Raw genomic sequence first — 26,563 nt, forward strand, 5'->3', positions numbered from 1 at the left:
CTGCAATGAATTCGCTTTATCTGGCCTCGGGCTCCCCAAGACGGCGTGAATTGCTGACCCAGATCGGTGTGCCTTTCACCGTGGTCAGCGCCGCTATCGATGAAACTCCTCTTACCAATGAATCAGCTGTTGCCTACGTCGAGCGTCTTGCGCGCGGCAAGGCGTTGGCCGGATTTGCTGCGCTTGATCATCCATTGGGTGCTTGTGTGCTGGGTGCCGACACGGCAGTGATCGTGGACGGTCAGATCCTCGGTAAGCCGGTAGACCAGGCCGATGCCCTGGCGATGTTGATGGCCTTGTCTGGACGTGAGCATGAGGTGCTCACCGCCATCGCGCTCACCGATGGCCAGCGCTGCGAAACCCAATGTGTAAGCAGTCGTGTACGTTTTTGTGGGATCACTGTCGAACAAGCGACAGCCTACTGGCACAGTGGCGAACCCCAGGACAAGGCGGGCGGCTATGCTATTCAAGGGCTTGGCTCGGTGTTTGTCGCGGGCCTCAATGGCAGTTATTCCGCCGTAGTAGGGCTGCCGGTGTGCGAAACCGCGCAACTGCTCGACCAATTCGGCATACCCTGTTGGCAAAACCTTACCGTGCGCTAAACGCCTTGCATCAGCGCCCAGCCTTAAGCGATCGGTCACTATTGTGAAAACGCCTGAACGAGACCCAGCCATGAGTGAAGAGATTCTGATCAATATCACGCCGATGGAATCGCGCGTGGCGGTGGTAGAGAACGGTGTTCTGCAAGAAGTGCACGTTGAGCGCACCCAGAAACGCGGGATCGTGGGCAATATCTATAAAGGCAAAGTAGTGCGGGTGTTGCCGGGCATGCAGGCGGCTTTTGTCGACATAGGCCTGGACCGCGCTGCGTTTATCCACGCGTCGGAAATTTCCCTGCGCGAAGGGCCAGCGGTAGAAAGCATCAGCGCCCTGGTACATGAAGGGCAGAGCCTGGTGGTGCAAGTCACCAAGGACCCCATCGGTTCCAAGGGCGCACGCCTGACCACCCAGCTGTCGATTCCGTCGCGTTACCTGGTGTACATGCCGCGTACTGCCCACGTCGGCATTTCGCTGAAGATCGAAGATGAGGCTGAGCGCGAGCGCCTGAAAAAGGTGGTCAGCGACTGTGTGGCCGCCGAAGGCATCAAAGAGGCGGGCGGTTTTATTCTGCGTACTGCCGCTGAAGGCGCGGGTGCTGATGAAATCCTAATGGACATCCGCTACCTGCGGCGTCTGTGGGATCAGATCGGCGCACAGATCAAAACCATCGGTGCGCCAAGCGTCATCTATGAAGACCTGGGCCTGGCGCTGCGCACGTTGCGCGACCTGGTCAGCCCCAAGATCGAGAAAATTCGTATCGACTCGCGGGAAACCTTCCAGCGAACCACGCAATTTGTTGCCGAGTTGATGCCGGAAATTGCTGACCGCTTGGAACACTACCCTGGCGAGCGGCCGATCTTCGACCTGTATGGCGTCGAAGACGAAATCCAAAAGGCCCTGGAGCGCAAGGTGCCGCTCAAGTCCGGGGGCTATCTCGTGGTGGACCCGGCGGAAGCTATGACCACCATTGATGTCAACACTGGCGCTTTCGTTGGCCATCGCAATCTCGAAGAGACCATCTTCAAGACCAACCTTGAGGCCGCTACTGCGATTGCGCGCCAACTGCGCCTGCGCAACCTGGGCGGCATCATCATCATCGACTTTATCGACATGGAAGATGAAGACCACCAGCGTCAGGTGCTGCGCACCCTGGAGAAGCAGCTCGAGCGCGATCACGCCAAGACCAATATCATCGGTATTACCGAGCTGGGCCTCGTGCAGATGACGCGCAAGCGCACCCGTGAAAGCCTTGAGCAGGTGCTATGCGAACCGTGCAGCAGTTGCCAGGGACGGGGTAAGTTAAAGACCCCCGAAACGGTTTGCTACGAGATTTTCCGGGAAATCTTACGAGAGGCGCGGGCCTATCAGGCCGAAGGTTATAGAGTGCTTGCCAATCAGAAAGTGGTCGACCGGCTGCTGGACGAAGAGTCCGGCAACGTTGCCGAGCTGGAAGGATTTATTGGGCGCACGATTCGTTTCCAGGTTGAAACCATGTATTCCCAGGAACAATACGACGTGGTGCTGCTCTGATCCCCATTCGCGTTCTTTCTTCGAGACCGGCAGACCTTGATCTGCCGTCCGCCTACTGCCTTGAGGGTCGCCTGACATGGAGCGTCTGATACGCTTTTTTGCCGCTTTGACCCGCTGGGGCCTGGGTCTGTGCGCCTTGCTGCTGGTTTTGGCGGCGGTGTATGTGAGCTTGGGTCGTGAATTGACCCCCCTGGTAGCCGAATACCGTGCCGAAGTCGAAGCCAAGGCCCAGGCGGCGTTGGGCGTGCCGCTGCACATCGGCAGCCTGGAAGGGCGCTGGAGCGGTTTTGCCCCGGTGTTGCTGGCCCATGACGTGATGGTCGGCGAGGGCAGCAATGCCTTGCGTCTTGACCAGGTCGAAGTGGTGCCGGCTATCTGGGACAGCCTGATGGCACGTGAGGTGCGCCTGGCGCACTTGCAGGTCAGCGGCCTGCAACTGAGCGCCAAGGAAGACAAGGACGGTCATTGGGCGCTTCAGGGCATGCCGGTTCAGGACGAGCAGCCGCTGGATCCGGAGCAATTGCTCAAGCGCATGCAGATGGTAAAGCGCGTGTCCTTGCTCGACAGTCAGCTCACTTTGCAACCGTTCGATCAGGCACCGGTCACGTTGACCTACGTGGGGCTGAGTCTGCACACCGGCATCACCCGTCAACGTCTGGACGCACGCCTGACCCTGCCAGACGGGCAGCCTATGGCGCTCAGCCTGCGCAGCCGCATTCGCGCCAGCCAATGGAAGGATGCCGAGGTTCAGGCCTATCTCAGCCTGCCGCAAAGCGACTGGGCCAAGTGGATTCCGGCCAAGCTGACTCAGCAGTGGACACTCACGCAGTTCAAAGCCGGCGGTGAATTCTGGCTGAACTGGGGCAAAGGTACTGTGCAGAGCGCGGTGGTGCGCCTCAACTCTCCACAAGTGAAAGGCCGCTACGCAGAACGCAAGCCAGTGCTCATCGAAAACCTGGCCCTCACGGCTTACCTGCAACGCAGTGATACGGGACTTAAGGTGCTGTTTGATTCCCTGGCGATGAACCTGGGTGAAACTCGCTGGGAGTCGCGCCTGCAATTGCAACAGACTCTGGCCACCGATAAGGACCAGGAAGTCTGGAAGCTGCAGGCTGACCGCCTCGACCTGACCCCTATCACGCCATTGCTGAACGCTCTGGCGCCGCTGCCGGAAGGCTTCGCCAAGACCGTCGAGCATCTGAAGGCCATCGGCCTGTTGCGCAACGTGCTGGTGGATTTCCGTCCTCAGGATACGACCGATCAAAAAGTCAGTTTTGCTGCCAACCTTGAGCGGGTCGGGTTTGACGCCTATTTCGGAGCACCGGCCGCGCGAAACGTGTCTGGCAGTATCAGCGGCGACTTGGGCGGTGGCGAGTTGCGCATGGACAGCAAGGATTTTTCCCTGCACCTCGATCCGATCTTCGCCAAGCCCTGGCAATATCTTCAGGCCAATGCGCGCCTGACCTGGAAGCTGGATAAAGAAGGCTTCACCCTCATCGCCCCGTATATCAAGGTGCTGGGAGAAGAAGGCAAGATCGCTGCGGACTTCCTGATCCGCCTGCATTTCGACCATAGCCAGGAAGACTACATGGACCTGCGGGTCGGTATGGTCGACGGCGATGGGCGTTTCACTCCAAAGTACCTGCCTGCGGTGCTGAGCCCAGCCCTTGATGAATGGCTGCGCACGGCGATTCTCAAGGGGGCGGTGGATCAAGGTTTTTTCCAGTATCAGGGTTCGTTGAATCACGACGCGTTGCCGGCTTCGCGCAATATCAGCCTGTTCTTCAAGGTGCATGACGCCGAGTTAGCGTTCCAGCCGGGCTGGCCTCATGTGAGCAAGGTCAAGGGTGAGGTGTTTGTCGAAGAGACTGGTGTGCGCATCCTGGCCAGCAAGGGCCAGTTGTTGGATACCAAGGTCAAGGACGTGTACGTCAATATTCCCCACGCACCGTCCGGCAAGGAAAGTCACCTGCTGCTGACAGGTGGTTTTGCCGGCGGCCTGGGGGATGGGCTGAAGATCCTTCAAGAAGCGCCGATTGGTACCGCTTCCACCTTTGCCGGCTGGAAAGGCGAAGGCGACCTGCAAGGCAAGTTGGACCTGGATGTTCCGCTTGTTAAAGGCATCGAGCCCAAGATCGTAGTGGATTTCCAGACCGACAAGGCACGCCTGCAACTGGCTGAACCACCCCTGGACCTGACTCAACTCAAGGGCAATTTCCGCTTCGACAGCGCCAAGGGCCTCAGTGGCGAGAACATCACGGCCCAGGCGTTTGACCGGCCGATCTCCGCGCAAATCTTTGCCGATGGCAAACCGGGCAATATCAGCACCCGTGTAACCGCCAGGGGCCAGGTGACGGTCAAGCGGCTGACAGAGTGGTTGAAAATCAGCCAGCCGTTGCCGGTTTCCGGTGATATTCCGTATCAGTTGCAGCTCAACCTGGACGGTGCCGACAGCCAGTTGATGGTCAGCTCCAATCTCAAGGGTGTTGCGGTGGACTTGCCTGCACCGTTCGGCATGCCAGCGAGCCAGGGGCGTGACAGCGTATTCCGCATGACCTTGCAGGGCGCCGAACGACGCTACTGGTTTGATTACGGTGAGCTGGCCAACTTTACCTTTGCTGCGCCGCCGGACAAATTCAATGATGGCCGTGGCGAGTTGTTCCTCGGCGATGGCGATGCAGTGCTGCCCGCTGCCAAGGGCTTGCGCATTCGTGGAGTGCTTTCGGAGCTCGACATCGATCCGTGGAAAAAACTGGTGAGCCAGTATGCCGGCAACGATCCGGGTGGCAGTGCCAAGCAACTGCTAAGCGGTGCCGACTTCAAGATAGGCAAGCTCACCGGTTTAGGTACTCAGTTCGATCAGGTCAATCTGCAGTTGGACCGAAAACCCGTTGCCTGGGGCTTGCAGTTCGACAGTCAGCAGGCCAAGGGCAGTGTGACCTTGCCTGATAGTAAGGTCGCGCCGATTGGGGTCAACCTGCAATACGTAAAACTACCGGCGGTGGACCCGACGGTGCAGGCCGATGAAAACGCCCCCGACCCGTTGGGCAGCATCGACCCAAAGGATATTCCGGCTCTGGATATCGCCATTGCGCAACTGTTCCAGGGGCCAGAGCTGCTGGGCGCGTGGTCGCTAAAAATCCGTCCAACTACTAAAGGCTTGGCTTTCAGCGATCTGGACCTGGGTCTGAAGGGCATGCAGCTCAAAGGCGCTGGCGGATGGGAAGGCGCTCCAGGGGGCAGCAGCAGTTGGTACAAAGGCCGCCTGGACGGTAAAAATATCGCCGATGTACTCAAGGGCTGGGGCTATGCACCCACTGTAACCAGCGAAGACTTCCATCTGGATGTGGATGGGCGTTGGCCTGGTTCGCCGGCATGGGTCGGGCCAAAGCGCTTCTCCGGTAGCCTGGATGCAGCGTTCCGAAAAGGTCAGTTTGTTGAAGTAGAAGGTGGCGCCCAGGCGCTGCGGGTGTTCGGTCTGCTCAACTTCAACTCCATCGGGCGACGCCTGCGGCTGGATTTCTCCGACCTGCTCGGCAAAGGCTTGAGCTATGACCGAGTCAAAGGCCTGTTGGCGGCGAGCAACGGTGTGTTCGTCACGCGGGAGCCGATCACTATGACCGGGCCGTCGAGCAACTTGGAACTGAACGGTACCTTGGACTTGGTAGCTGACCGCGTCGATGCCAAGTTGTTGGTGACGTTGCCTGTGACCAACAACCTGCCGATCGCTGCACTGATCGTCGGTGCACCTGCCATTGGTGGGGCTTTGTTCCTGATCGACAAGCTGATTGGTGATCGGGTTTCGCGTTTTGCCAGCGTCCAATACAAGGTGGAAGGACCGTGGAAGGATCCAAAAATCACCTTCGACAAGCCATTTGAAAAACCAAACTGAGGGCCTGCGGAGTAGCATGGGGCTCTCTTTTTTTGGTGCATGCCCATTACGGAGTGTCGGCTCATGTCCTTTGCGGTAATTCAAATGGTCAGCCAGAGCGATGTGTTGGCCAATCTGGCACAGGCTCGGCGTTTGTTGGAAAAAGCGGCGGCGGGCGGCGCGAAGCTGGCGGTGCTGCCGGAAAACTTCGCCGCAATGGGCCGCCGCGACGTGGCGGACATCGGTCGGGCTGAGGCTCTGGGCGAAGGTCCGATCCTGCCGTGGTTGAAACAGACCGCCCGCGACCTCACCTTATGGATAGTGGCCGGCACATTGCCGTTGCCGCCCAAGGACCAACCGAACTCCAAATCCAATGCCTGCTCGCTGTTGATCGATGATCATGGCGAAATCGTTGCTCGGTACGACAAGCTGCATTTGTTTGACGTGGATGTGGCGGATGCCCGGGGTCGCTATCGGGAGTCCGACGACTATGCTTTCGGGAGTAACGTGGTGGTGGCGGATACACCGGTCGGCCGTTTGGGCCTGACGGTGTGTTACGACCTTCGCTTTCCTGAGCTGTACAGCGAGTTGCGGGCGGCGGGGGCTGAATTGATCACTGCGCCCTCGGCCTTTACCGCTGTAACCGGTGCCGCGCACTGGGACGTGCTGATACGCGCACGGGCCATCGAAACCCAGTGCTATGTGCTGGCGGCGGCCCAGGGCGGCGTGCATCCGGGGCCACGGGAAACCTATGGTCATGCAGCGATTGTCGACCCATGGGGGCGTGTGCTGACACAACAGGATCAAGGCGAAGCGGTGTTGCTGGCCGAGCGCGATAGTAGTGAACAGGCGTCGATACGGGCGCGCATGCCGGTGGTCAACCATCGGCGCTTTTTCTCGCAGGGCGCGCAGCGACCTGCTTCAGAACGATGAATTTAAGGCCAAACCTATGAGCGAGTTGTTGTCCTCAGTCAGTGAACACCTCCTGGCACCCGGTGGCGTGACCATCGAAAGCTTGCAAACCGTGTTGGGCGATCTTGCCGGGCCAGGAATCGACGCCGCTGACCTGTATTTCCAGGGCCAGATTTCCGAGTCCTGGGCGCTGGAAGATGGCATCGTCAAGGAAGGTAGTTTCAACCTCGACCAAGGTGTCGGCGTGCGCGCGCAATCCGGTGAAAAGACCGGTTTTGCCTACAGCAACGCAATCACTTTGGAGGCCTTGGGTCTTGCCGCACGTGCAGCGCGTTCTATCTCCCGGGCTGGCCAAAATGGCACGGTGCAAGCGTTCAGTACTCAGGACGTTGCCCAGCTATACGCGCCGGACAACCCTTTGGAAGTGATCAGCCGGGCGGAAAAGGTTGATTTGCTCAAGCGCATCGACGCGGCTACCCGCGCCCTGGATCCACGTATCCAGCAGGTCACCGTGAGCATGGCCGGTGTGTGGGAGCGCATCCTGGTGGCATCCACCGACGGCGGCCTGGCGGCGGATGTACGGCCTTTGGTGCGCTTCAATGTCAGTGTGATCGTCGAACAGAACGGTCGCCGCGAGCGCGGTGGGCATGGCGGCGGCGGGCGTACTGACTACCGTTATTTCCTTACTGAAGACCGCGCGATGGGCTATGCCCGTGAAGCGCTGCGCCAGGCGTTGGTGAACCTGGAAGCTATTCCGGCCCCGGCGGGTACGCTGCCGGTGGTGCTGGGTTCTGGCTGGTCAGGGGTATTGCTCCACGAAGCCGTGGGCCACGGCCTGGAAGGTGACTTCAACCGCAAGGGCAGCTCTGCCTACAGCGGGCGTATGGGCGAGATGGTTGCGTCCAAGCTCTGCACCATTGTCGATGACGGAACCTTGGCTGGTCGCCGTGGTTCGCTGAGCGTCGATGACGAAGGCACGCCCACTGAATGCACCACCCTGATTGAAAACGGTGTGCTCAAGGGCTACATGCAAGACAAACTCAATGCCCGCCTGATGGGCGTGGCGCGCACCGGTAACGGCCGCCGTGAGTCCTACGCGCACCTGCCGATGCCCCGCATGACCAACACCTACATGCTCGGTGGCGAAAGCGATCCGGCGGAAATCATCGCCTCGGTTAAACGCGGTATCTACTGCGCCAACCTCGGCGGCGGCCAAGTGGATATCACCAGTGGCAAATTCGTGTTCTCCACCAGCGAGGCATACCTGATCGAAGACGGCAAGATTACCGCGCCGGTCAAAGGGGCAACGTTGATTGGCAATGGCCCGGAAGCCATGAGCAAGGTGTCGATGGTCGGCAACGACTTGGCGCTGGACAGCGGCGTCGGCGTGTGCGGGAAAGATGGGCAGTCAGTACCGGTCGGTGTCGGCCAGCCAACCCTGAAAATTGATGCGATCACCGTGGGTGGCACGGGGTCGTAAGGGATGGAGCTTCGGGTGGCGAAGACCGCCACCCGGGGAAGGGCATCAACGCAGTCCGCGTTGAGTCTCGTCCAGCTCACGGATGTATTTGAAGATTTTACGGCTGGTGGCGGGCGCCTTGTTATGCGCCTGCTCATGCTGGGCCTGACGGATCAGGGAGCGCAGTTGTTGGCGGTCCGCATCCGGGTAGTCCAGCACGAATTTCTCCAGCACTGCGTCATCGCCCGAGATCAGGCGGTCACGCCAACGTTCCAGATTATGGAAACGTTCGTTGTACTGGCGAGTGGAGGCATCGGTTTGATCAAGCAAGGCCAGAATGGCGTCAGTGTCCTGATCGCGCATCAGCTTGCCGATAAACATGATGTGCCGTTTACGCGCGATATTCGCAGTGTGCTTGGGTGCGTCAGCAAGCGCCCGGCGCATCTCGTCGGTCAGTGGCAGTTTTGCAATCAAGTCTTTCTTGAGCGTTGTAAGGCGCTCGCCAAGGTCAACCAGAGCATGCAGCTCACGTTTGACCTGGGTTTTGCTTTTCTCCCCATCGAGGGAGTCGTCGTAAGAATCAACCATGGTGGCAGTCCGCAAAGAAACGCCGCCATGATAACCAGTCGGGGGCCGCTTGTCCGGCCCGGTCGCTCGATGGCCTTAACCGAAAGCAGAATTTGAGTGGAGAAAACCATGAGTGCAGCCCAAAGCGTCGGTCCGCAAGCGTTACCGGCCCTGCAGGAACAAGTCGAGCAGATCCTTGCCGAGGCTAAGCGCCAGGGGGCCAGTGCCTGTGAAGTTGCGGTCTCGCTGGAGCAGGGTCTGTCGACGTCGGTACGTCAGCGGGAAGTGGAAACTGTTGAATTCAACCGCGACCAGGGCTTTGGCATCACCTTGTATTCTGGGCAGCGCAAAGGGTCGGCCAGTACCTCCGCCAGTGGCCCGGAAGCCATTCGCGAGACTGTGGCCGCCGCGTTGGCGATTGCCAAGCACACTTCCGAAGATGAAAGCTCAGGTCTGGCAGACAAAGCGCTGATGGCCAAGGACTTGAAGGATTTCGATCTTTTCCATGCCTGGGACATTACGCCCGAGCAGGCCATTGAGCTGGCGCTGACCTGTGAAGCCGCTGCGTTTGATGCTGATGCCCGCATCAAGAACGCCGATGGCACCACGTTGAATACTCACCAAGGCTGTCGTGTTTATGGCAACAGCCACGGGTTTATCGGGGGATATGCATCCACCCGTCATAGCTTGAGCTGCGTGATGATCGCCGAGGCCAATGGCCAGATGCAGCGTGATTACTGGTATGACGTGAGCCGTCAGGGTGAACTGCTGGCCGACCCGGTCAGCATTGGTCAGCGTGCCGCACAACGTGCCGCTAGCCGCCTGGGCGCCCGTCCGGTGCCAACCTGCGAAGTGCCGGTGCTGTTTTCAGCGGAGTTGGCGGGCGGTTTGTTTGGCAGTTTCCTTGGCGCGATTTCGGGCGGCAATCTGTATCGCAAGTCGTCGTTCCTTGAAGGCGCCATTGGCCAGAAGCTCTTCCCCGATTGGTTGACCATTGATGAGCGTCCGCACTTGATGCGCGCCATGGGCAGCTCGGCGTTCGATGGCGATGGCCTGGCCACGTACGCCAAGCCGTTCGTCGAGAACGGTGAGTTGGTGTCTTACGTACTGGGTACTTACTCAGGTCGCAAACTCGGCCTGCCCAGCACTGCCAACTCCGGCGGCGTACATAACCTGTTCGTGACCCATGGCGATGAAGATCAGGCAGCGCTGTTGCGGCGTATGGGACGTGGCCTGCTGGTAACCGAATTGATGGGGCACGGCCTGAACATGGTCACCGGCGATTACTCCCGCGGCGCGGCGGGTTTCTGGGTGGAAAATGGCGAGATTCAGTTCGCGGTTCAGGAAGTGACGATTGCCGGCAATATGCGTGACATGTTCAAGCAGATCGTTGCCGTGGGTAACGATCTGGAACTGCGCAGCAATATTCGCACCGGGTCGGTGTTGATCGAGCGGATGACTGTCGCCGGCAGCTGATCGATCCTCTCTGAGAAGCGCGCTATCCCACGGATAGCGCGCTTTTTTTGTGCTTGGAATTCAGGGCGATCACAATGCTGCCGTTGCTTTGATTCTCAATATCATTTAATAATAAATATCATTATCGAATGAGCGTGGATCATGAGTTCTGTCCTGCATGAGGATCCGTACCTGGAAAGCTGGCGCTGGATGAGTCGTCAGATTCGCTGCGGCCTCGATCCTAATGAACCTCGCCTGATCGAACATTACCTAAATGAGGGTCGATACCTGGCGTGCTGCACTGCGACTCATCCGTGGACGATCGCTGAAACGTCATTCCGCCTGTTAATCGATACCGCCAGTGATATCGCCTTGCCTTGGCATTGGCGTTCCACTTGCCTGGATCAGGCTTGGCGCCCTCTGCGCGACTTGGAAAAACTCTCCCACTGTGCCTGCCGCCTCAAGCGCTGGCAGACCTTTGCCTGGCAATTGGCGACGTGCGAATTGCTGCCATCAATCTCCCACTCCGACCTGGTGCAAGGATCTAACGATGAGTAACACCCGTATCGAACGCGACAGCATGGGCGAACTGCAAGTGCCTGCCGAGGCCTTGTATGGCGCACAGACCCAGCGCGCAGTGAACAACTTCCCTATCAGCCACCAACGTATGCCGGCAGAGTTTATTCGCGCCTTGATCCTTGCCAAGGCTGCTGCCGCCAAGGTCAACGTCGACCTCAAGCAAATCAGCGAAGGGCAGGGCAAGGCCATCGTTGATGCTGCCCAAGGGTTGCTGGAAGGCGACTTCATGCAGCACTTCCCGGTGGATATCTTCCAGACCGGCTCTGGTACCAGCTCCAACATGAACGCCAACGAAGTGATCGCGACCCTCGCCAGCCGTTTGCTGGGCGAAGCGGTGAACCCGAACGATCACGTCAACTGCGGCCAAAGCAGCAACGACATTATCCCGACCACTATTCACGTCAGCGCGGCGCTGGTATTGCACGAGCAAACGCTTCCGGCGCTTCTTCACCTGGTGCAGGTGATCGAGCAGAAAGCCAAAGAAGTTCACCCGTTCATCAAGACAGGCCGCACGCACCTGATGGACGCCATGCCGGTCCGTATGAGTCAGGTACTCGATGGTTGGGCGCAGCAACTCAAAGCCAATATCGGTCATCTGCAGGACTTGCTGCCAAGCCTGCAGGCCCTCGCGCAAGGCGGAACGGCGGTGGGCACTGGGATCAACGCCCATCCGGAATTCGCGGCGCGTTTCAGTCAGCAACTAAGCAGCCTGACGGATGTGAAATTCACTCCGGGTAAAAACCTGTTTGCGCTGATTGGTTCCCAGGACACAGCCGTGGCGGTGTCCGGCCAACTGAAAGCCACCGCCGTATCGCTGATGAAAATCGCCAATGACCTGCGCTGGATGAACTCCGGTCCACTTGCCGGCCTGGGTGAGATCGAGCTGGAAGGCCTGCAGCCGGGGTCTTCGATCATGCCCGGCAAGGTCAACCCTGTAATCCCTGAAGCGACTGCCATGGTGGCTGCACAAGTCATTGGCAATGACACGGTGATTACCGTCGCTGGCCAATCCGGCAACTTCGAGCTGAACGTGATGCTGCCTATCATCGCCCATAACCTGCTCAGCAGCCTCGAACTGCTGGCCAACTCCAGCCGCCTGCTGGCGGACAAAGCCATCGCCAGCTTCAAGGTCAATGAAGCCAAGCTCAAGGAAGCACTGTCGCGCAACCCGATACTGGTTACTGCACTCAACCCGATCATTGGATACCAAAAGGCTGCTGAAATCGCCAAGAAGGCCTATCAGCAAGGCCGTCCAGTGATTGATGTCGCCCTTGAGCACACCGACTTGCCGCGCAGCCAACTGGAAATCCTGCTGGATCCGGAAAAGCTCACGGCTGGCGGCGTTTAATCACCGACTCTGCTTTGGAGGCTCACCATGGAGCACTGGAAGCGCACGATCGAACGGGCCAATCGCTGCTTTATGCAAGGCGAGTTGGTTGACGCTCGCGAGGCCTATTTGCAAGCCCTGGCCTTGGCCCAGGTGTTGTTCGAACGCTGGGCGAATGCCGACGAAGCAGTGGCGGCTTGCGTCATTTCCCATCACAACCTGGCTGACCTGCACCTGCACTTGAATCAGCCTGAGGAAAGCGCCGAATACCTTTGCGCCATTCACCAGCGCTTGCTGCAGACCATGCAGGACGCGCGCCTGAGCCCGCAGCTGCGGGAGGCGGCCCTGCGCCAGAGCAGCAAGACTTACGTCGAACTGTTGAATTTCATCAGCGATCACGGCGAGTACCCGCGCACCCATCGCTTACTGGGCGGTACTGCGGCGCAACCGACTACGCCTCAATACGGAGCACATTGATATGACCTATACCTTGCCTGCCTTGCCTTACGCCTACGATGCCCTGGAGCCGCATATTGATGCGCAAACCATGGAAATTCATTACACCAAGCATCACCAGACCTACATCAACAACCTTAATGCCGCCGTCGAGGGCACTGAGTTCGCCGGCTGGCCGGTGGAAAAACTGGTGTCCAGCGTGCAGCAACTACCGGAAAAGCTTCGCGCAGCCGTGATCAACCAAGGTGGCGGCCACGCTAACCACTCGCTGTTCTGGGCGGTGATGTCACCTCAAGGGGGCGGTAAGCCAGAGGGCGCATTGGGCAAGGCAATTGACGAGCAAGTTGGAGGTTTTGATAGTTTCAAGGAGGCCTTCACCAAAGCCGCATTGACCCGCTTCGGCAGCGGCTGGGCTTGGCTGAGCGTTACGCCGCAAAAGACCTTGGTCGTGGAAAGCAGCGGTAACCAAGACAGCCCGCTGATGAGCGGCAACACGCCGATCCTCGGCCTGGACGTATGGGAGCATGCTTACTATTTGCGCTACCAGAACCGCCGCCCGGAATACATCAATGCCTTCTACAGTGTTATTAACTGGCCAGAAGTTGCCGCACGCTATCAGGCTGCTATGGCCTGACATTTACCTCTATAACAAGATCTAAGGCCGACTATGGGCACTGATACACTGGCGATCGGCAGCGTGCGACTGTTTCGCTATGCGCTTGGCTCGCTACTGCTACTGGCAGGTACTGCATTGCTGGTGGCCCACGGGCTGGCCTGGCTGGACCTTGAACCGCGCATCCTGCGTGCTTTGCAGGGCGGGGCGATCTGCGCGCTCGGTACTGCGCTGGGCGCGGTTCCGGTATTGGTGATTCGGCGGATGCCGGTGGCCGTGAGCGATACCTTGCTGGGCTTTGGGGCTGGCGTGATGCTGGCTGCAACCGCCTTTTCACTGGTGGTACCGGGTATCGCTGCTGCAGAAAGCCTGGGGCTTACGTCCTGGGGCGCGAGCGGGCTGATCAGTTTCGGCATTATGTTGGGAGCGTTCGGGCTCTATCTGGTTGACCGCAGGGTCTCCGGCGCGAGTCCGGAAATGCTGGTGGGCACACCGGACAAGCCGGTGATACCGCCGCGCATCTGGCTATTCGTGTTCGCTATCATTGCTCACAACATTCCGGAAGGCATGGCGGTTGGCGTCTCTGCCGGCGGCGGCATGCCGGATGCCGACAGCTTGGCCATGGGCATCGCCTTGCAGGATGTGCCCGAAGGTCTTGTGATTGCGTTGGTGTTGGCCGGGGCAGGGATGTCGCGGGCCAAGGCATTCCTGATTGGTGCTGCTTCAGGCTTGGTGGAACCGGTGTTTGCCGTGCTCTGCGCTTGGCTGGTGAGCCTGGCCGAGGTGTTGTTGCCTTTGGGGCTGGCGCTGGCTGCCGGGGCGATGCTGTTGGTAGTGACCCATGAGGTGATCCCGGAGTCGCGGCGCAATGGCCACGAAAAGCTCGCCAGCTTGGGGCTCTGCATTGGATTTTGCTTGATGATGGCGATGGATACCGCATTGGGGTGAAGCCGTTGCGGCTTCACGTTTGTGTCAAAGGGTGAGGTTACTCACCCTCATCAAAGTAGTTGTTGATCAACGCCACCAGAGCTTCCATCGCTTCCTGGTCTTGCTCGCCTTCGGTCTTCAAATGAATTTTGGTGCCTTTGCCGGCCGCCAGCATCATCATCGCCATGATGCTTTTGCCGTCGACCATGCTTTCAGGTGTGCGTCCAGCCCTGATCTGGCAGGGGAACTGCCCGGCTACTCCGACAAACTTGGCCGAGGCGCGGGCGTGCAAGCCCAACTTGTTGATGATTTCAATTTCCAGAGCGGGCATCGCGCAGGTGTTCCTTTCAGCTAAGGTCGCGGTGGCGAACCTGGACGTTCTTGAGGGTTTGTTGCAGTGCTTGGCCCAAGCGCTCGGTCAGGTATACCGAACGGTGATGACCGCCGGTGCATCCAATGGCAATAGTGACATAGGCCCGGTTGCTCGCGGCAAAGCGCGGCAGCCACTTCAGCAGATAGCTGGAAATGTCCTGGAACATCTCCTCCACATCCGGCTGTGCGGCTAGGTACTCAGCCACAGGTAGGTCCAGCCCTGATTGGTCGCGTAACTCTGGCTTCCAGTAGGGGTTGGGCAGGCAGCGCACGTCGAACACCAGATCGGCATCCACCGGCATGCCACGTTTGAAGCCAAAAGACTCGACGAGAAACGCCGTGCCAGGCTCCGGCTGGTTCAGCAGGCGCAGTTTGATGGCATCGCGCAGCTGGTAAAGGTTAAGGCCGGTGGTGTTGATCTTAAGGTCGGCGAGGTCAATGATCGGCCCCAGCAACTTGGTTTCGTCCTCGATGGCTTCAGCCAGAGAACGGTGAGGGCTGCTGAGGGGGTGGCGTCGACGGGTTTCGGAGAAGCGTTTGAGCAGCGTCTCTTCATCGGCGTCCAGGTACAGCACATCACAATGAATATGCTTGGCGCGCACTTCTTCCAACAGTTCCGGGAACCGAGAGAGGTGGCTGGGCAGGTTGCGGGCGTCGATCGAAACGGCAACCAGAGGTTGCGCCAGCTCGGTGTGGATCAGAGCGCGTTCCGCCAACTCCGGCAGTAGGCCGGCCGGCAGGTTATCGATGCAATAGAAGCCGTTGTCCTCAAGAACGTTGAGGGCGGTACTTTTACCCGAGCCGGAGCGGCCGCTGACGATGATCAAACGCATGATTACTGCCCGTTTTGCTCATCCAGGACAACTTGGTACAGCGCCTCGTTGCTGCCGGCACTGCGCAGTTTGTCGCGTACTTCTTTGCGGTCGAGCATGCTGGCGATCTGCCGAAGCAGTTCCAGGTGCGCATCGGTGGCGGCCTGTGGGACCAGCAGAACAAACAGCAGGTCGACCGGGGCGCCATCAATGGCATCGAAATCGATAGGCGCGTCCAAGTGCAGCAGCGCGCTGACAGGTGTCTCACAGCCTTTGAGGCGACAATGAGGAATGGCGATGCCGTTGCCAAAACCGGTGGAACCCAGTTTTTCACGGGCAATCAGAGCCTCGAAGACATCTTGCATCTCCAGTTCAGGCACTTGGCTGCTGATCAGGTTGGCAATTTGTTCGAGGGCTTTCTTCTTGCTGCCGCCCGGCACGTTCACGAGGGAGCGGCCGGGGGTCAGGATGGTTTCAAGTCGAATCATGGGTGGGGAGTGTTAGCGGCCTGTGCCCTGAAGAAGGCTCTGCTGCTTTTCCTTATGCTTTTTAAGTTGGCGGTCGAGCTTGTCAGTCAAGGCATCGATTGATGCATACATGTCTTCATGCTCGGCGTTGGCGACTACTTCGCCACCGGGAATCTGTAGGGTCGCTTCGATTTTCTGCTGAAGCTTGTCGACCTTCATGATCACTTGCACATTGGTGATCTTGTCAAAATGACCCTCAAGCCTTTTCAGCTTCTGCTCGACATATTCGCGCAGGGGAGGGGTGACTTCTACATGGTGTCCACTGATGTTGACTTGCATACAGCTTCTCCTTCGTTGCCAGTGCATAAAGCGGCGGGTAGGAATACCCGCCACTGGAACGCTGTGGCCCGCCCGTCACATCAAACGCTTACGCTCGCTGGAAGGCGCGATCCCAAGGGATTCGCGGTACTTGGCGACGGTTCGACGGGCGACCTGAATGCCTTGTGCCTCCAGTAAACCAGCGATCTTGCTGTCACTCAACGGCTTTTTCTGATTTTCCGCGGCAACCAGTTTTTTGATGATTGCGCGGATTGCCGTGGAGGAGCATTCGCCGCCTTCTGAGGTGCTGACATGGCTGGAGAAAAAGTATTTCAACTCATAAATACCCCGTGGGGTATGCATGAATTTTTGCGTGGTAACGCGGGAAATCGTCGACTCGTGCATGCCTACCGCTTCGGCGATATCGTGCAGAACCAAAGGCTTCATCGCTTCATCGCCGTATTCCAGGAAGCCGCGCTGATGCTCGACGATCTGCGTGGCGACTTTCATCAGGGTTTCGTTACGGCTTTGCAGGCTCTTGATGAACCAGCGCGCCTCCTGCAACTGGTTGCGCATGAAGGTGTTGTCGGCACTGGTGTCGGCGCGTCGCACGAAACCTGCATATTGCGGGTTGACTCGCAGGCGTGGCACTGACTCCTGGTTAAGTTCCACCAGCCAGCGCTCGTTGTCCTTGCGCACGATCACGTCAGGAACTACGTATTCGGCCTCGCTGGACTCGATCTGCGAGCCGGGACGCGGGTTGAGGCTTTGCACCAGCTCGATGACCTGGCGCAGATCGTCTTCCTTGAGCTTCATGCGACGCATCAGTTGGCTGTAATCGCGGCTGCCGAGCAGGTCGATGTAGTCGGTGACCAGGCGCTGGGCCTCGGCGAGCCATGGGGTCTTGGCGGGCAGCTGGCGCAGTTGCAGCTGCAGGCATTCGCTAAGGGTGCGCGCACCAATACCCGCGGGCTCAAATTGCTGGATGCGGTGCAGGACGGCTTCGATTTCGTCCAGTTCGATATCTAGTTCGGGGTCGAAGGCCTCAAGAATCTCTTCGAGTGTCTCGTCCAGATAGCCTTGGTTATTGATGCAATCGATCAGGGTGACGGCGATCAGGCGATCGGTGTCCGACATCGGCGCGAGGTTCAGCTGCCACAACAAATGGCTCTGCAGACTTTCGCCGGCGGACGTGCGGGTAGTGAAGTCCCACTCATCATCGTCGTTGCTGGGAAGGCTGCTGGCGCTGGTCTGGTAGACGTCTTCCCAAGCAGTGTCTACGGGAAGCTCGTTGGGAATGCGTTCGTTCCAATCGCCTTCCTCAAGGTTATCCACCGTAGGGGCGGTCTCTTGGTAGGACGGTTCCTGCACGTCTGCGTTGGGCTTTTGCTCGATGTTGTCGGCCAACGGGTCTGCATTATCGAAGTCGTCGCCTTCTTCCTGGCGTTCGAGCATCGGATTAGACTCCAGGGCCTCCTGGATTTCCTGTTGCAGGTCCAGGGTCGACAATTGGAGCAGGCGGATGGCCTGTTGCAGCTGCGGTGTCATCGTCAGCTGCTGGCCCATTCTTAGGACTAGCGATGGTTTCATGGCAGGGGCTTAACACCTTATTCGCCGGCGCAACGCGCCATCCACGACAGGGCGCGTGAGCGCCAAACATAAGCAAATTATATGCCTGATATCGAGGGCTTTGCCTAGAGCGCGGTAACAATAAAAAACCGGAGGTTTTCATTGACTCCCGCGCATCAGGCAAACGACCTGCCACCGCCTTGTTTGTGCAGGCGGCTTTACAGGCGAAACTCGTGACCCAGGTACACTTCCTTGACCAGTTCGTTGGCCAGGATGGTGGCGGAGTCGCCTTCTGCGATCAGTTGACCATCGTTGACGATATACGCGGTTTCGCAGATATCGAGGGTCTCACGCACGTTGTGATCGGTGATCAGTACGCCGATGCCCTTGGCCTTGAGGTGATGGATGATCTGCTTGATGTCGCCAACCGAGATAGGGTCGACGCCGGCAAACGGTTCGTCCAGCAGAATGAACTTGGGGGCAGTGGCCAGGGCGCGGGCGATTTCCACGCGACGCCGCTCACCACCGGACAGGCTCATGCCAAGGTTGTCGCGAATGTGGTTGATATGGAATTCCTGCAGCAGGCTTTCCAGCTCCTGTCGGCGGCCGTCACGGTCCAGTTCCTTGCGAGTTTCAAGGATGGCCATAATGTTGTCGGCAACTGACAGTTTGCGGAAGATCGATGCTTCTTGAGGAAGATAGCCGATACCCGCGCGTGCACGACCGTGCATTGGCTGGTGGCTGACATCCAGGTCGTCGATCAGTACGCGACCCTGATCCGCCTGGACCAGGCCAACAATCATGTAGAAGCATGTGGTCTTGCCTGCGCCGTTGGGGCCGAGCAAGCCGACGATCTGGCCGCTGTCGATCGACAGGCTGACGTCGCGCACGACCTGACGGCTTTTATAGGCCTTGGCCAGATGCTGGGCTTTCAGGGTTGCCATTACTCGGTCTTCTTCTTCGGCTGGATAACCATGTCGATGCGTGGGCGCGGTGCGGTGACCTTGCTGCCATTGGCACGACCGGCGTTAGCGATCTGTTTCACGGTGTCATAGGTGATCTTTTCACCTTCCGTGGAGTTGCCATCGGGGCTGAGCACCTTGGCCTGGTCGATCAGCACAATGCGATTCTGCTGGGCGTGATACTGAATGGTCTTGCCGTAGCCCTTCATCGGGCCAGTGTCGGCAGCGGACTGCTTCTGTTCGAAGTAAGCCAGGTTGCCCACTGAGGTCACGACGTCGATGTCACCGGCTTGGGTACGCGTCAGTGTCACGGTATTACCGGTGATCTTCATCGACCCTTGGGTGATGATTACGCCGCCGGTATAGGTGGCAACACCTTGCTTGTCATCCAGTTGCGCATCATCAGCCGAGATGTGGATCGGTTGCTGGCTATCGTTCGGCAGAGCCCAGGCGCTCACGCTTCCCAGTGCTGCGCCCAAACCGAGCAAAATAGGGAGAGTTTTAACGAGCCTCATACTGTCCTCTTACGTTCGATAGCAGGTGTATCCTGCTTTCTTTCAAATACGCTTTCATTCCCTTGCCAGTCGATACACCGCCAGCGCCGTCGATTCTAACGTCTTGCTCGGTCTGCGCATATTGCTTCTGCGGGAATACGGTCATGCGACTGCTGGTAATCACCGTGTCACGGGCTTTGGCATCCGTGCGCGCAACACGTACCGAGTCAATCAGTTCTACCTCGGTGCCGTCGGGGTTCACCTCACCACGCTTGCTGGTGACATGCCACGGAAATTCGGTGCCGCGGTACAGGTTCAGGTCCGGATTAGTCAGCAGAGTGACTTCGGTGGCCTTCAAGTGCTCGACTTTGTCCGACGTCATTTCGTACTGCAGCTTGCCGTCGGGCAGGAACTGCACGCTATAGGCATTGGTGGCGTAATAGTCGATGGCCCCCTCGTCGACCTGCGCAACAGGCTGGTCGAGGAAGCGCCCCGGACTGATATTCCAGTAGCCCACCGCGAGGAACAGCGCGGCAATGACCCCGAATAACAGGAAGTTGCGAATCTTTTTACTCAGCATAAAACGCTCTATAGGTAGGCGGCGTGGGCCGCTTCAAGGCTGCCTTGGGCTCGCAGGATCAGTTCGCAGAACTCGCGGGCTGCACCTTCGCCACCACGGGCGCAGGTGATGCCATGGGCGTGCTCGCGAACAAACGCCGCCGCATTGGCGACGGCCATGCCAAGCCCTACTCGACGAATGACCGGCAGGTCGGGCAGATCATCGCCTAAGTAGGCGACCTGCTCATAGCTTAGGTTGAGTTGGCCAAGAAGCTCGTCCAGAACTACCAGTTTATCCTCGCGGCCCTGATACAGGTGAGGAATCCCCAGGTTTTGTGCGCGGCGTTCCACAACGGGCGTTTTTCGGCCGCTGATAATCGCGGTTTGCACGCCTGCAGCCATCAGCATCTTGATGCCTTGGCCATCGAGGGTGTTGAACGTCTTAAATTCGCTGCCGTCTTCGAGGAAGTACAGGCGGCCATCGGTCAGCACGCCGTCAACGTCGAAAATCGCCAGTCTGATGTTTTTGCCGCGTTGCAACAGGTCGCTGGTCATTTACATCACTCCCGCACGCAGCAAGTCGTGCATGTTCAGGGCGCCAACCGGGTGGTCGTCGCTATCGACAACCACCAGGGCGCCGATCTTGTGGTCTTCCATGATCTTCAATGCTTCAGCTGCCAGCATCTCAGGGCGTGCGGTCTTGCCGTGTGGCGTCATCACTGCATCGATGGTCGCAGTGTGGATATCGATGGTGCGGTCCAGGGTGCGGCGCAGGTCGCCGTCGGTGAATACCCCAGCCAGGCGGCCATCAGCTTCAAGGATCACGGTCATGCCCAGGCCCTTGCGAGTCATTTCCATCAGCGCGTCCTTCAGTAAAGTGCCGCGCTGGACGTGGGGCAATTCATCGCCTGAATGCATAACGTTTTCCACTTTCAGCAGTAGGCGGCGGCCCAGCGCGCCACCCGGGTGGGAGAACGCGAAGTCTTCAGCGGTGAACCCGCGAGCTTCAAGCAGCGCAACGGCCAGGGCGTCGCCCATAACCAAGGCAGCGGTAGTGGAGGAGGTCGGTGCCAGATTCAGCGGGCAGGCTTCGTGGGCGACGTGAACGTTCAGGTTAACATCGGCAGCCTTGGCTAGCGTCGACTCCGGGTTGCCGGTGACGCTGATCATCTGGATGCCAAGGCGCTTGATCAGCGGCAGCAGGGTCACGATTTCGTTGGTGGTACCGGAGTTGGACAGCGCCAGGATGATGTCATCTTTGGTGATCATGCCCATGTCGCCGTGGCTCGCCTCCGCCGGATGCACGAAAAACGCCGTGGTCCCGGTGCTCGCCAGGGTGGCGGCGATCTTGTTGCCGACGTGGCCCGATTTGCCCATGCCGACCACGACAACGCGGCCCTTGCTGGCCAGAATCATCTCGCAGGCGCGTACGAAATCTGCGTCGATATGGGCCAGTAAGCCTTCTACGGCTTCGACTTCGAGGCGGATGGTGCGTTGTGCGGATTGGATAAGGTCGCTGGATTGGCTCATGTCTGAAATCGTATAGCCTGACGAAAAGTCGGCGATTATAGCGGTAATGATCAATTCCCTCACGCAAGTTCGTCAGGCTTTATTCAGCAGGGGACTGAGATCGATCCTCAGTCACACAGTCGGCAACGTTTTTTCCCTGTCCCCAAACTGAACTAGCGCTGTTCCGGCCTTGGGCGCCTTGTACGAGCAGTGATATAGTTCGCCGCCAGTTCGGTCCGCCCAGCCCATGTGGCTATCTATATGCGTCGCCGTTGCAAACGTTTGTCGCATGCGTGGTGTCTGAGTGAGAGGCTGCATCCCAAGGAGTTTAGATGAGTGCCGATAACGCCTACGCGGTCGAGCTGAAGGGACTGACCTTCAAGCGCGGGACGCGCAGCATCTTCAATAACGTCGATATTCGCATTCCCCGTGGCAAGGTCACGGGCATCATGGGGCCGTCCGGTTGCGGCAAGACCACGCTGTTGCGGTTGATGGGCATGCAATTGCGTCCCAGCGCCGGCGAAGTGTGGGTCAATGGCCAAAACCTGCCTACGCTGTCGCGCAGTGATCTGTTCGATGCGCGCAAGCATATGGGCGTGCTGTTCCAGAGCGGTGCGCTGTTCACCGACCTCGATGTGTTCGAGAACGTAGCGTTTCCGCTGCGGGTGCATACCCAGCTGTCCGACGAAATGATTCGCGACATTGTGTTGCTGAAATTGCAGGCCGTCGGCCTCCGTGGCGCAATTGATCTGATGCCCGACGAACTGTCCGGCGGCATGAAGCGCCGTGTGGCCCTGGCGCGAGCCATTGCCCTCGATCCACAGATTCTCATGTACGACGAGCCCTTCGTCGGTCAGGATCCGATCGCCATGGGGGTGCTGGTACGACTGATCCGTCTGCTCAACGATGCCCTGGGTATCACCAGTATCGTGGTCTCCCACGACCTTGCAGAAACCGCGAGCATTGCCGATTACCTCTATGTGGTCGGTGATGGCCAGGTGCTGGGGCAGGGTACGCCTGAAGAGCTGATGAACGCCGACAACCCGCGCATTCGCCAATTCATGACCGGCGACCCCGATGGCCCTGTGCCTTTCCACTTTCCGGCAGCGGATTACCGCTCAGATCTTCTGGGGAAGCGTTGATGCGCAAAACATCTCTTATCGAGAAAGTTCGCCTTTTCGGTCGCTCCGGCATCGACATCGTCGAAGTGCTCGGCCGCTCGACGATTTTCCTGTTCCACGCCTTGCTCGGCCGCGGCGGTATTGGCGGTGGCTTTGGCCTGTTGATCAAGCAGCTGCATTCTGTGGGTGTGATGTCCCTGGTGATCATTGTGGTCTCCGGGGTGTTCATCGGCATGGTGCTGGCGTTGCAGGGCTTCAATATCCTGTCCAGCTACGGTTCGGAGCAGGCAGTGGGGCAGATGGTTGCCCTGACGCTGCTACGTGAACTGGGACCGGTGGTGACCGCGTTGCTGTTCGCCGGGCGCGCAGGTTCCGCGTTGACTGCCGAAATTGGCAACATGAAGTCTACCGAGCAGCTGTCCAGCCTCGAAATGATCGGTGTGGACCCGCTCAAATACATTGTTGCCCCGCGCCTGTGGGCCGGCTTCATTTCCCTGCCATTGCTGGCGATGATCTTCAGCGTGGTCGGTATCTGGGGCGGTTCGTGGGTAGCGGTGGACTGGCTTGGCGTCTACGACGGCTCCTACTGGGCCAACATGCAAAACAGCGTGACCTTCAGTGGTGACGTGCTCAATGGCATTATAAAGAGCATCGTCTTCGCCTTTGTAGTGACCTGGATCGCCGTATTCCAAGGCTATGACTGTGAGCCCACCTCAGAAGGGATCAGTCGTGCCACCACCAAGACCGTTGTGTACGCCTCGCTGGCAGTACTTGGCCTTGACTTCATTTTGACCGCCTTGATGTTTGGAGACTTCTGATGCAAAACCGCACTGTGGAAATCGGTGTCGGCCTTTTCTTGCTGGCTGGCATCCTGGCTTTACTGTTGCTGGCTCTGCGAGTCAGCGGTCTTTCGGCCAGCCCAACCGCCGATACTTATAAACTTTACGCATACTTCGACAATATCGCCGGTTTGACTGTCAGAGCTAAAGTGACCATGGCCGGTGTAACCATTGGCAAGGTCACGGCAATCGATCTGGATCGCGACAGCTTCACCGGGCGAGTGACGATGCAACTGGACAAGAAGGTGGATAATCTGCCTACCGACTCTACTGCATCTATCCTCACTGCGGGGCTGCTGGGCGAGAAGTACATCGGTGTCAGCGTGGGCGGGGAAACAGCCCTGCTCAAGGATGGTTCGACCATCCACGACACTCAGTCGTCGCTGGTACTTGAGGACCTGATCGGAAAATTTTTGCTCAATACGGTCAATAAAGACGCCAAATGAGGAATCTGTTCATGATCTCTACCTTGCGACGTGGCCTGCTGGTACTGCTTGCAGCACTGCCATTGATGGCCAACGCGGCAGGTTCTGCGCACGAACTGGTGCAGGACACCACCAGCAAGATGCTGGCTGACCTGACGGCCAATAAAGAACAGTACAAGCAAGATCCAACCAAGTTCTATGAAGCGCTCAACAGCATCGTCGGCCCGGTCGTCGATGCTGAAGGCATCTCACGCAGCATCATGACGGTCAAATATTCGCGCAAGGCCACGCCTGCGCAGATGCAGACGTTCCAGGAAAACTTCAAGCGCGGCCTGTTCCAGTTCTATGGCAACGCTTTGCTTGAGTACAACAACCAAGGTATTACCGTTGCTCCAGCCGGTGATGAGTCGGGCGATCGCACCAGCGTCAACATGAGCGTCAAAGGTAATAACGGTGCCGTGTACCCGGTGCAGTACACCTTGGAGAAGATCAACGGCGAGTGGAAACTGCGCAACGTGATCATCAACGGCATCAATATCGGCAAGCTGTTCCGTGACCAGTTTGCCGACGCCATGCAGCGCAATGGCAACGACCTGGACAAAACCATCAATGGTTGGGCCGGTGAAGTCGCCAAGGCCAAGGAAGAAACCGATAAAGCTGCTGGGAAGCCGGCGCAATGACCGAGTCGGCTGTTCGTCTCGGCGACTCTGGCCAGCTGTTCATCAGCGGGGTGCTGGATTACCGAACCGGCCCGGCTCTGCGCAAGCATGGCCAAGCGCTGATCAAGTCGAGCGCTGCGCCGGAGCTGGTCCTGGATTGCTCAGCGGTAACCAAGTCCAGCAGTGTCGGGTTGTCGTTGCTGCTGTGCTTCATGCGTGATGCCGAAGCGGCTAAGAAGCCGGTTAGCATCCGTGCGTTGCCCGAAGACATGCGCGAAATTGCCGAAGTTTCCGGTCTGACCGAGCTGTTGGCGCATCCTTAATACACATTATTGGAGAAGCCCCCCGTCAGAGTCCTGCTATGCGGGGTTCGCAGGCGCGGGGCTTTTTTGTATGATGTGCGACCCGTGCGCACTGGGCGCCGATAGAGGTTGAGCATGCAGGCCCTAGAAGTTAAGAGCTTTCTTGAAGGAAAGCTGCCGGATACGACCGTAGAAGTTGAAGGCGAAGGCTGCAACTTCCAGCTGAACGTGATTAGCGATGAACTGGCGGCATTGAGCCCAGTCAAGCGTCAGCAGCAGATCTATGCCCATTTGAACCCGTGGATCACCGATGGCAGCATCCATGCGGTCACTATGAAATTTTTCAGCCGCGCGGCCTGGGCCGAGCGCACCTGAGCCCCCTAGGCGTCGAGATTCTTATGGATAAATTGATTATTACCGGCGGTGCTCGCCTTGATGGCGAGATTCGCATTTCCGGTGCAAAAAACTCCGCCTTGCCGATCCTGGCAGCGACCCTGCTGTGCGATGGCCCGGTGACCGTGGCCAACCTGCCGCACCTGCACGACATCACTACCATGATCGAGCTGTTCGGTCGCATGGGCATCGAGCCTGTGATTGATGAGAAGCTGGCCGTCGAAATTGACCCACGCACCATCAAGACCCTGATCGCCCCGTACGAACTGGTGAAAACCATGCGTGCGTCGATCTTGGTGCTGGGCCCGATGGTTGCCCGTTTCGGTGAAGCCGAAGTCGCCCTGCCTGGCGGCTGCGCTATCGGCTCGCGTCCAGTGGACCTGCACATCCGTGGCCTGGAAGCCATGGGCGCAGTCATTGACGTTGAAGGCGGCTACATCAAAGCCAAGGCGCCGGAAGGCGGCCTGCGTGGTGCGAACTTCTTCTTTGATACCGTCAGCGTGACTGGTACCGAGAACATCATGATGGCCGCTGCCCTGGCCAAAGGCCGCAGCGTCCTGCAAAACGCCGCGCGCGAGCCGGAAGTGGTTGACCTGGCCAACTTCCTGAACGCCATGGGCGCGAAGGTTTCCGGTGCCGGCACCGACACCATTACCATTGATGGTGTAGAGCGCCTGCACACTGCAACCTATAAAGTGATGCCTGACCGCATCGAGACCGGTACCTACCTGGTTGCTGCCGCCGTTACCGGTGGTCGCGTCAAGGTAAAGGACACCGATCCGACCATCCTGGAAGCGGTCCTGGAAAAACTGCGCGAAGCCGGCGCCGAAATCACCACCGGCGAAGACTGGATCGAGTTGAACATGCACGGCAAGCGGCCGAAAGCCGTCAACGTGCGGACCGCTCCGTACCCGGCGTTCCCGACTGACATGCAAGCGCAGTTCATCTCCCTGAACGCGATTGCCGAAGGCACTGGTGCCGTGATCGAGACCATCTTCGAAAACCGCTTCATGCACGTGTATGAACTGCACCGCATGGGCGCGAAGATTCAGGTTGAAGGCAACACCGCCATCGTTACCGGCACCGAGAAGCTCAAGGGCGCGCCAGTCATGGCTACCGACCTGCGTGCTTCGGCCAGTCTGGTGATCTCGGCGCTGATCGCCGAAGGCGACACTCTGATCGACCGCATCTACCACATCGACCGTGGTTACGAGTGCATCGAAGAGAAACTGCAGATGCTCGGCGCTAAAATCCGCCGCGTACCGGGCTAGTTCCCGGAGCTGAAAACACCGTCACTGTGGTGAGCGGGCTTGCCCCGCGCCGGACTGCGTAGCGGTCCCGTTTTTTGGGTCGCTACGCAATTCAGCGTGGGGCAAGCCCACTCACTACAGACGGTGTCAGCTCGCAGTATGCTGAATTTGTTTCAAATCGAGGCTGTCATGGCCTCGATCTGCGTCTGGCGCCGTT

The 26,563-nt window shown here is 58.5% G+C and carries 29 protein-coding genes; 18 read left to right on the forward strand and 11 right to left on the reverse strand.

From position 1 onward, the window contains the following. Nucleotides 1-5: 5 nt before the first annotated feature. The 5 genes from BW43_RS16835 (at nucleotide 6) to tldD (ending at nucleotide 8,393) form a co-directional block, all read left to right on the forward strand. Nucleotides 6-602 carry a nucleoside triphosphate pyrophosphatase gene (locus BW43_RS16835; RefSeq protein WP_032886263.1) on the forward strand — a complete coding sequence of 199 codons (597 nt, stop codon included), beginning with the start codon at nucleotides 6-8 and terminating at the stop codon, nucleotides 600-602. Nucleotides 603-672: 70 nt separating this feature from the next. Further along, a complete protein-coding gene (gene rng, locus BW43_RS16830; RefSeq protein ID WP_032886264.1) occupies nucleotides 673-2,130 on the forward strand; it encodes a ribonuclease G in 1,458 nt (485 codons plus the stop codon). 76 nt (nucleotides 2,131-2,206) lie between these two features. After that, nucleotides 2,207-6,022 (forward strand): YhdP family protein, encoded by a 3,816-nt coding sequence (locus tag BW43_RS16825; protein ID WP_032886265.1) that lies wholly within the window; start codon nucleotides 2,207-2,209, stop codon nucleotides 6,020-6,022. A 63-nt stretch (nucleotides 6,023-6,085) separates the two neighbouring features. Beyond that, a complete protein-coding gene (locus BW43_RS16820) occupies nucleotides 6,086-6,934 on the forward strand; it encodes a carbon-nitrogen hydrolase family protein (RefSeq protein ID WP_032886266.1) in 849 nt (282 codons plus the stop codon). 16 nt (nucleotides 6,935-6,950) lie between these two features. Continuing rightward, a complete protein-coding gene (gene tldD, locus BW43_RS16815; protein ID WP_032886267.1) occupies nucleotides 6,951-8,393 on the forward strand; it encodes a metalloprotease TldD in 1,443 nt (480 codons plus the stop codon). Nucleotides 8,394-8,438: 45 nt separating this feature from the next. Here tldD and yjgA read toward each other — a convergent pair whose 3' ends face one another. Further along, nucleotides 8,439-8,960, reverse strand: coding sequence for a ribosome biogenesis factor YjgA (gene yjgA, locus BW43_RS16810; protein ID WP_017138246.1), 522 nt, complete (start codon nucleotides 8,958-8,960; stop codon nucleotides 8,439-8,441). Nucleotides 8,961-9,068: 108 nt separating this feature from the next. On the opposite strand from yjgA, the gene pmbA reads away from it, so the two are divergent. From pmbA to BW43_RS16780, 6 genes are all read left to right on the forward strand, one after another. Beyond that, complete coding sequence (pmbA, locus tag BW43_RS16805; RefSeq protein ID WP_032886268.1) at nucleotides 9,069-10,415, forward strand: metalloprotease PmbA; 1,347 nt, start codon at nucleotides 9,069-9,071, stop codon at nucleotides 10,413-10,415. A 141-nt stretch (nucleotides 10,416-10,556) separates the two neighbouring features. Next, nucleotides 10,557-10,952 (forward strand): hypothetical protein, encoded by a 396-nt coding sequence (locus tag BW43_RS16800; RefSeq protein WP_032886269.1) that lies wholly within the window; start codon nucleotides 10,557-10,559, stop codon nucleotides 10,950-10,952. After that, nucleotides 10,945-12,321: an aspartate ammonia-lyase gene (locus BW43_RS16795; protein WP_032886270.1), complete on the forward strand. Its 1,377-nt coding sequence runs from the start codon at nucleotides 10,945-10,947 to the stop codon at nucleotides 12,319-12,321. The genes BW43_RS16800 and BW43_RS16795 overlap by 8 nt, the downstream gene beginning before the upstream one ends. A gap of 27 nt (nucleotides 12,322-12,348) precedes the next feature. Beyond that, nucleotides 12,349-12,777 carry a hypothetical protein gene (locus tag BW43_RS16790; protein ID WP_032886271.1) on the forward strand — a complete coding sequence of 143 codons (429 nt, stop codon included), beginning with the start codon at nucleotides 12,349-12,351 and terminating at the stop codon, nucleotides 12,775-12,777. A gap of 1 nt (nucleotide 12,778) precedes the next feature. Then, the gene (locus BW43_RS16785) at nucleotides 12,779-13,390 is read left to right on the forward strand and encodes a superoxide dismutase (RefSeq protein WP_032886272.1); all 612 of its coding nucleotides are present in this window, start codon (nucleotides 12,779-12,781) and stop codon (nucleotides 13,388-13,390) included. A gap of 33 nt (nucleotides 13,391-13,423) precedes the next feature. Further along, nucleotides 13,424-14,317, forward strand: a complete 894-nt coding sequence (locus tag BW43_RS16780) for a ZIP family metal transporter (RefSeq protein ID WP_032886273.1) — start codon at nucleotides 13,424-13,426, stop codon at nucleotides 14,315-14,317. A 37-nt stretch (nucleotides 14,318-14,354) separates the two neighbouring features. On the opposite strand, the gene BW43_RS16775 is transcribed toward BW43_RS16780, so the two are convergent. From BW43_RS16775 to BW43_RS16730, 10 genes are all read right to left on the reverse strand, one after another. Beyond that, the gene (locus BW43_RS16775) at nucleotides 14,355-14,627 is read right to left on the reverse strand and encodes an HPr family phosphocarrier protein (protein ID WP_032886274.1); all 273 of its coding nucleotides are present in this window, start codon (nucleotides 14,625-14,627) and stop codon (nucleotides 14,355-14,357) included. A 16-nt stretch (nucleotides 14,628-14,643) separates the two neighbouring features. Beyond that, on the reverse strand, nucleotides 14,644-15,501 hold the full coding sequence (gene rapZ, locus BW43_RS16770) for an RNase adapter RapZ (RefSeq protein WP_032886275.1): 858 nt from the start codon (nucleotides 15,499-15,501) through the stop codon (nucleotides 14,644-14,646). A gap of 2 nt (nucleotides 15,502-15,503) precedes the next feature. Next, a complete protein-coding gene (gene ptsN / locus BW43_RS16765) occupies nucleotides 15,504-15,968 on the reverse strand; it encodes a PTS IIA-like nitrogen regulatory protein PtsN (protein WP_032886276.1) in 465 nt (154 codons plus the stop codon). Nucleotides 15,969-15,980: 12 nt separating this feature from the next. Next, complete coding sequence (gene hpf / locus BW43_RS16760; protein WP_017138237.1) at nucleotides 15,981-16,286, reverse strand: ribosome hibernation-promoting factor, HPF/YfiA family; 306 nt, start codon at nucleotides 16,284-16,286, stop codon at nucleotides 15,981-15,983. A gap of 75 nt (nucleotides 16,287-16,361) precedes the next feature. Next, nucleotides 16,362-17,855 carry an RNA polymerase factor sigma-54 gene (locus BW43_RS16755; RefSeq protein ID WP_032886277.1) on the reverse strand — a complete coding sequence of 498 codons (1,494 nt, stop codon included), beginning with the start codon at nucleotides 17,853-17,855 and terminating at the stop codon, nucleotides 16,362-16,364. A gap of 197 nt (nucleotides 17,856-18,052) precedes the next feature. Continuing rightward, the gene (lptB, locus tag BW43_RS16750; protein WP_004372092.1) at nucleotides 18,053-18,778 is read right to left on the reverse strand and encodes an LPS export ABC transporter ATP-binding protein; all 726 of its coding nucleotides are present in this window, start codon (nucleotides 18,776-18,778) and stop codon (nucleotides 18,053-18,055) included. Then, the gene (gene lptA / locus BW43_RS16745; protein ID WP_032886278.1) at nucleotides 18,778-19,311 is read right to left on the reverse strand and encodes a lipopolysaccharide transport periplasmic protein LptA; all 534 of its coding nucleotides are present in this window, start codon (nucleotides 19,309-19,311) and stop codon (nucleotides 18,778-18,780) included. Before lptA ends, lptB begins: the two co-directional genes overlap by 1 nt. Next, nucleotides 19,298-19,870: an LPS export ABC transporter periplasmic protein LptC gene (gene lptC, locus BW43_RS16740; RefSeq protein WP_032886279.1), complete on the reverse strand. Its 573-nt coding sequence runs from the start codon at nucleotides 19,868-19,870 to the stop codon at nucleotides 19,298-19,300. The genes lptA and lptC overlap by 14 nt, the downstream gene beginning before the upstream one ends. 8 nt (nucleotides 19,871-19,878) lie before the next feature. After that, nucleotides 19,879-20,403: an HAD family hydrolase gene (locus BW43_RS16735; RefSeq protein WP_032886280.1), complete on the reverse strand. Its 525-nt coding sequence runs from the start codon at nucleotides 20,401-20,403 to the stop codon at nucleotides 19,879-19,881. Continuing rightward, complete coding sequence (locus tag BW43_RS16730) at nucleotides 20,404-21,378, reverse strand: KpsF/GutQ family sugar-phosphate isomerase (RefSeq protein ID WP_032886281.1); 975 nt, start codon at nucleotides 21,376-21,378, stop codon at nucleotides 20,404-20,406. It abuts the gene before it with no gap. Between the two features lie 311 nt (nucleotides 21,379-21,689). Between BW43_RS16730 and BW43_RS16725 the strand changes: the two genes are divergently transcribed. The 7 genes from BW43_RS16725 to murA all read left to right on the forward strand — a co-directional run bounded on the left by BW43_RS16725 (nucleotide 21,690) and on the right by murA (nucleotide 26,367). Next, nucleotides 21,690-22,499: an ATP-binding cassette domain-containing protein gene (locus BW43_RS16725; RefSeq protein ID WP_003171811.1), complete on the forward strand. Its 810-nt coding sequence runs from the start codon at nucleotides 21,690-21,692 to the stop codon at nucleotides 22,497-22,499. Next, the gene (gene mlaE / locus BW43_RS16720; RefSeq protein ID WP_010213107.1) at nucleotides 22,499-23,296 is read left to right on the forward strand and encodes a lipid asymmetry maintenance ABC transporter permease subunit MlaE; all 798 of its coding nucleotides are present in this window, start codon (nucleotides 22,499-22,501) and stop codon (nucleotides 23,294-23,296) included. The genes BW43_RS16725 and mlaE overlap by 1 nt, the downstream gene beginning before the upstream one ends. Further along, nucleotides 23,296-23,763 carry an outer membrane lipid asymmetry maintenance protein MlaD gene (gene mlaD, locus BW43_RS16715; protein ID WP_003171814.1) on the forward strand — a complete coding sequence of 156 codons (468 nt, stop codon included), beginning with the start codon at nucleotides 23,296-23,298 and terminating at the stop codon, nucleotides 23,761-23,763. The genes mlaE and mlaD overlap by 1 nt, the downstream gene beginning before the upstream one ends. 11 nt (nucleotides 23,764-23,774) lie before the next feature. Then, nucleotides 23,775-24,422: a phospholipid-binding protein MlaC gene (locus BW43_RS16710; protein ID WP_032886283.1), complete on the forward strand. Its 648-nt coding sequence runs from the start codon at nucleotides 23,775-23,777 to the stop codon at nucleotides 24,420-24,422. Beyond that, nucleotides 24,419-24,724, forward strand: coding sequence for a lipid asymmetry maintenance protein MlaB (locus BW43_RS16705; protein ID WP_032886285.1), 306 nt, complete (start codon nucleotides 24,419-24,421; stop codon nucleotides 24,722-24,724). The genes BW43_RS16710 and BW43_RS16705 overlap by 4 nt, the downstream gene beginning before the upstream one ends. A gap of 114 nt (nucleotides 24,725-24,838) precedes the next feature. After that, nucleotides 24,839-25,078, forward strand: coding sequence for a BolA family protein (locus BW43_RS16700; protein ID WP_032886286.1), 240 nt, complete (start codon nucleotides 24,839-24,841; stop codon nucleotides 25,076-25,078). 23 nt (nucleotides 25,079-25,101) lie between these two features. Beyond that, nucleotides 25,102-26,367 carry a UDP-N-acetylglucosamine 1-carboxyvinyltransferase gene (murA, locus tag BW43_RS16695; RefSeq protein WP_010213103.1) on the forward strand — a complete coding sequence of 422 codons (1,266 nt, stop codon included), beginning with the start codon at nucleotides 25,102-25,104 and terminating at the stop codon, nucleotides 26,365-26,367. Nucleotides 26,368-26,563 lie beyond the last annotated feature (196 nt).

The organism is Pseudomonas sp. RIT357, from assembly GCF_000632245.1.
In the GTDB taxonomy this organism is placed as follows: Bacteria; Pseudomonadota; Gammaproteobacteria; order Pseudomonadales; family Pseudomonadaceae; genus Aquipseudomonas; species Aquipseudomonas sivasensis.

Bases quoted from the DNA above. Each gene is read 5' to 3' on its own strand.
- BW43_RS16835 (WP_032886263.1), top strand. From the start codon at position 6: ATGAATTCGCTTTATCTGGCCTCGGGCTCCCCAAGACGGCGTGAATTG.
- rng (WP_032886264.1), top strand. From the start codon at position 673: ATGAGTGAAGAGATTCTGATCAATATCACGCCGATGGAATCGCGCGTG.
- BW43_RS16825 (WP_032886265.1), top strand. From the start codon at position 2,207: ATGGAGCGTCTGATACGCTTTTTTGCCGCTTTGACCCGCTGGGGCCTG.
- BW43_RS16820 (WP_032886266.1), top strand. From the start codon at position 6,086: ATGTCCTTTGCGGTAATTCAAATGGTCAGCCAGAGCGATGTGTTGGCC.
- tldD (WP_032886267.1), top strand. From the start codon at position 6,951: ATGAGCGAGTTGTTGTCCTCAGTCAGTGAACACCTCCTGGCACCCGGT.
- yjgA (WP_017138246.1), bottom strand. From the start codon at position 8,960: ATGGTTGATTCTTACGACGACTCCCTCGATGGGGAGAAAAGCAAAACC.
- pmbA (WP_032886268.1), top strand. From the start codon at position 9,069: ATGAGTGCAGCCCAAAGCGTCGGTCCGCAAGCGTTACCGGCCCTGCAG.
- BW43_RS16800 (WP_032886269.1), top strand. From the start codon at position 10,557: ATGAGTTCTGTCCTGCATGAGGATCCGTACCTGGAAAGCTGGCGCTGG.
- BW43_RS16795 (WP_032886270.1), top strand. From the start codon at position 10,945: ATGAGTAACACCCGTATCGAACGCGACAGCATGGGCGAACTGCAAGTG.
- BW43_RS16790 (WP_032886271.1), top strand. From the start codon at position 12,349: ATGGAGCACTGGAAGCGCACGATCGAACGGGCCAATCGCTGCTTTATG.
- BW43_RS16785 (WP_032886272.1), top strand. From the start codon at position 12,779: ATGACCTATACCTTGCCTGCCTTGCCTTACGCCTACGATGCCCTGGAG.
- BW43_RS16780 (WP_032886273.1), top strand. From the start codon at position 13,424: ATGGGCACTGATACACTGGCGATCGGCAGCGTGCGACTGTTTCGCTAT.
- BW43_RS16775 (WP_032886274.1), bottom strand. From the start codon at position 14,627: ATGCCCGCTCTGGAAATTGAAATCATCAACAAGTTGGGCTTGCACGCC.
- rapZ (WP_032886275.1), bottom strand. From the start codon at position 15,501: ATGCGTTTGATCATCGTCAGCGGCCGCTCCGGCTCGGGTAAAAGTACC.
- ptsN (WP_032886276.1), bottom strand. From the start codon at position 15,968: ATGATTCGACTTGAAACCATCCTGACCCCCGGCCGCTCCCTCGTGAAC.
- hpf (WP_017138237.1), bottom strand. From the start codon at position 16,286: ATGCAAGTCAACATCAGTGGACACCATGTAGAAGTCACCCCTCCCCTG.
- BW43_RS16755 (WP_032886277.1), bottom strand. From the start codon at position 17,855: ATGAAACCATCGCTAGTCCTAAGAATGGGCCAGCAGCTGACGATGACA.
- lptB (WP_004372092.1), bottom strand. From the start codon at position 18,778: ATGGCAACCCTGAAAGCCCAGCATCTGGCCAAGGCCTATAAAAGCCGT.
- lptA (WP_032886278.1), bottom strand. From the start codon at position 19,311: ATGAGGCTCGTTAAAACTCTCCCTATTTTGCTCGGTTTGGGCGCAGCA.
- lptC (WP_032886279.1), bottom strand. From the start codon at position 19,870: ATGCTGAGTAAAAAGATTCGCAACTTCCTGTTATTCGGGGTCATTGCC.
- BW43_RS16735 (WP_032886280.1), bottom strand. From the start codon at position 20,403: ATGACCAGCGACCTGTTGCAACGCGGCAAAAACATCAGACTGGCGATT.
- BW43_RS16730 (WP_032886281.1), bottom strand. From the start codon at position 21,378: ATGAGCCAATCCAGCGACCTTATCCAATCCGCACAACGCACCATCCGC.
- BW43_RS16725 (WP_003171811.1), top strand. From the start codon at position 21,690: ATGAGTGCCGATAACGCCTACGCGGTCGAGCTGAAGGGACTGACCTTC.
- mlaE (WP_010213107.1), top strand. From the start codon at position 22,499: ATGCGCAAAACATCTCTTATCGAGAAAGTTCGCCTTTTCGGTCGCTCC.
- mlaD (WP_003171814.1), top strand. From the start codon at position 23,296: ATGCAAAACCGCACTGTGGAAATCGGTGTCGGCCTTTTCTTGCTGGCT.
- BW43_RS16710 (WP_032886283.1), top strand. From the start codon at position 23,775: ATGATCTCTACCTTGCGACGTGGCCTGCTGGTACTGCTTGCAGCACTG.
- BW43_RS16705 (WP_032886285.1), top strand. From the start codon at position 24,419: ATGACCGAGTCGGCTGTTCGTCTCGGCGACTCTGGCCAGCTGTTCATC.
- BW43_RS16700 (WP_032886286.1), top strand. From the start codon at position 24,839: ATGCAGGCCCTAGAAGTTAAGAGCTTTCTTGAAGGAAAGCTGCCGGAT.
- murA (WP_010213103.1), top strand. From the start codon at position 25,102: ATGGATAAATTGATTATTACCGGCGGTGCTCGCCTTGATGGCGAGATT.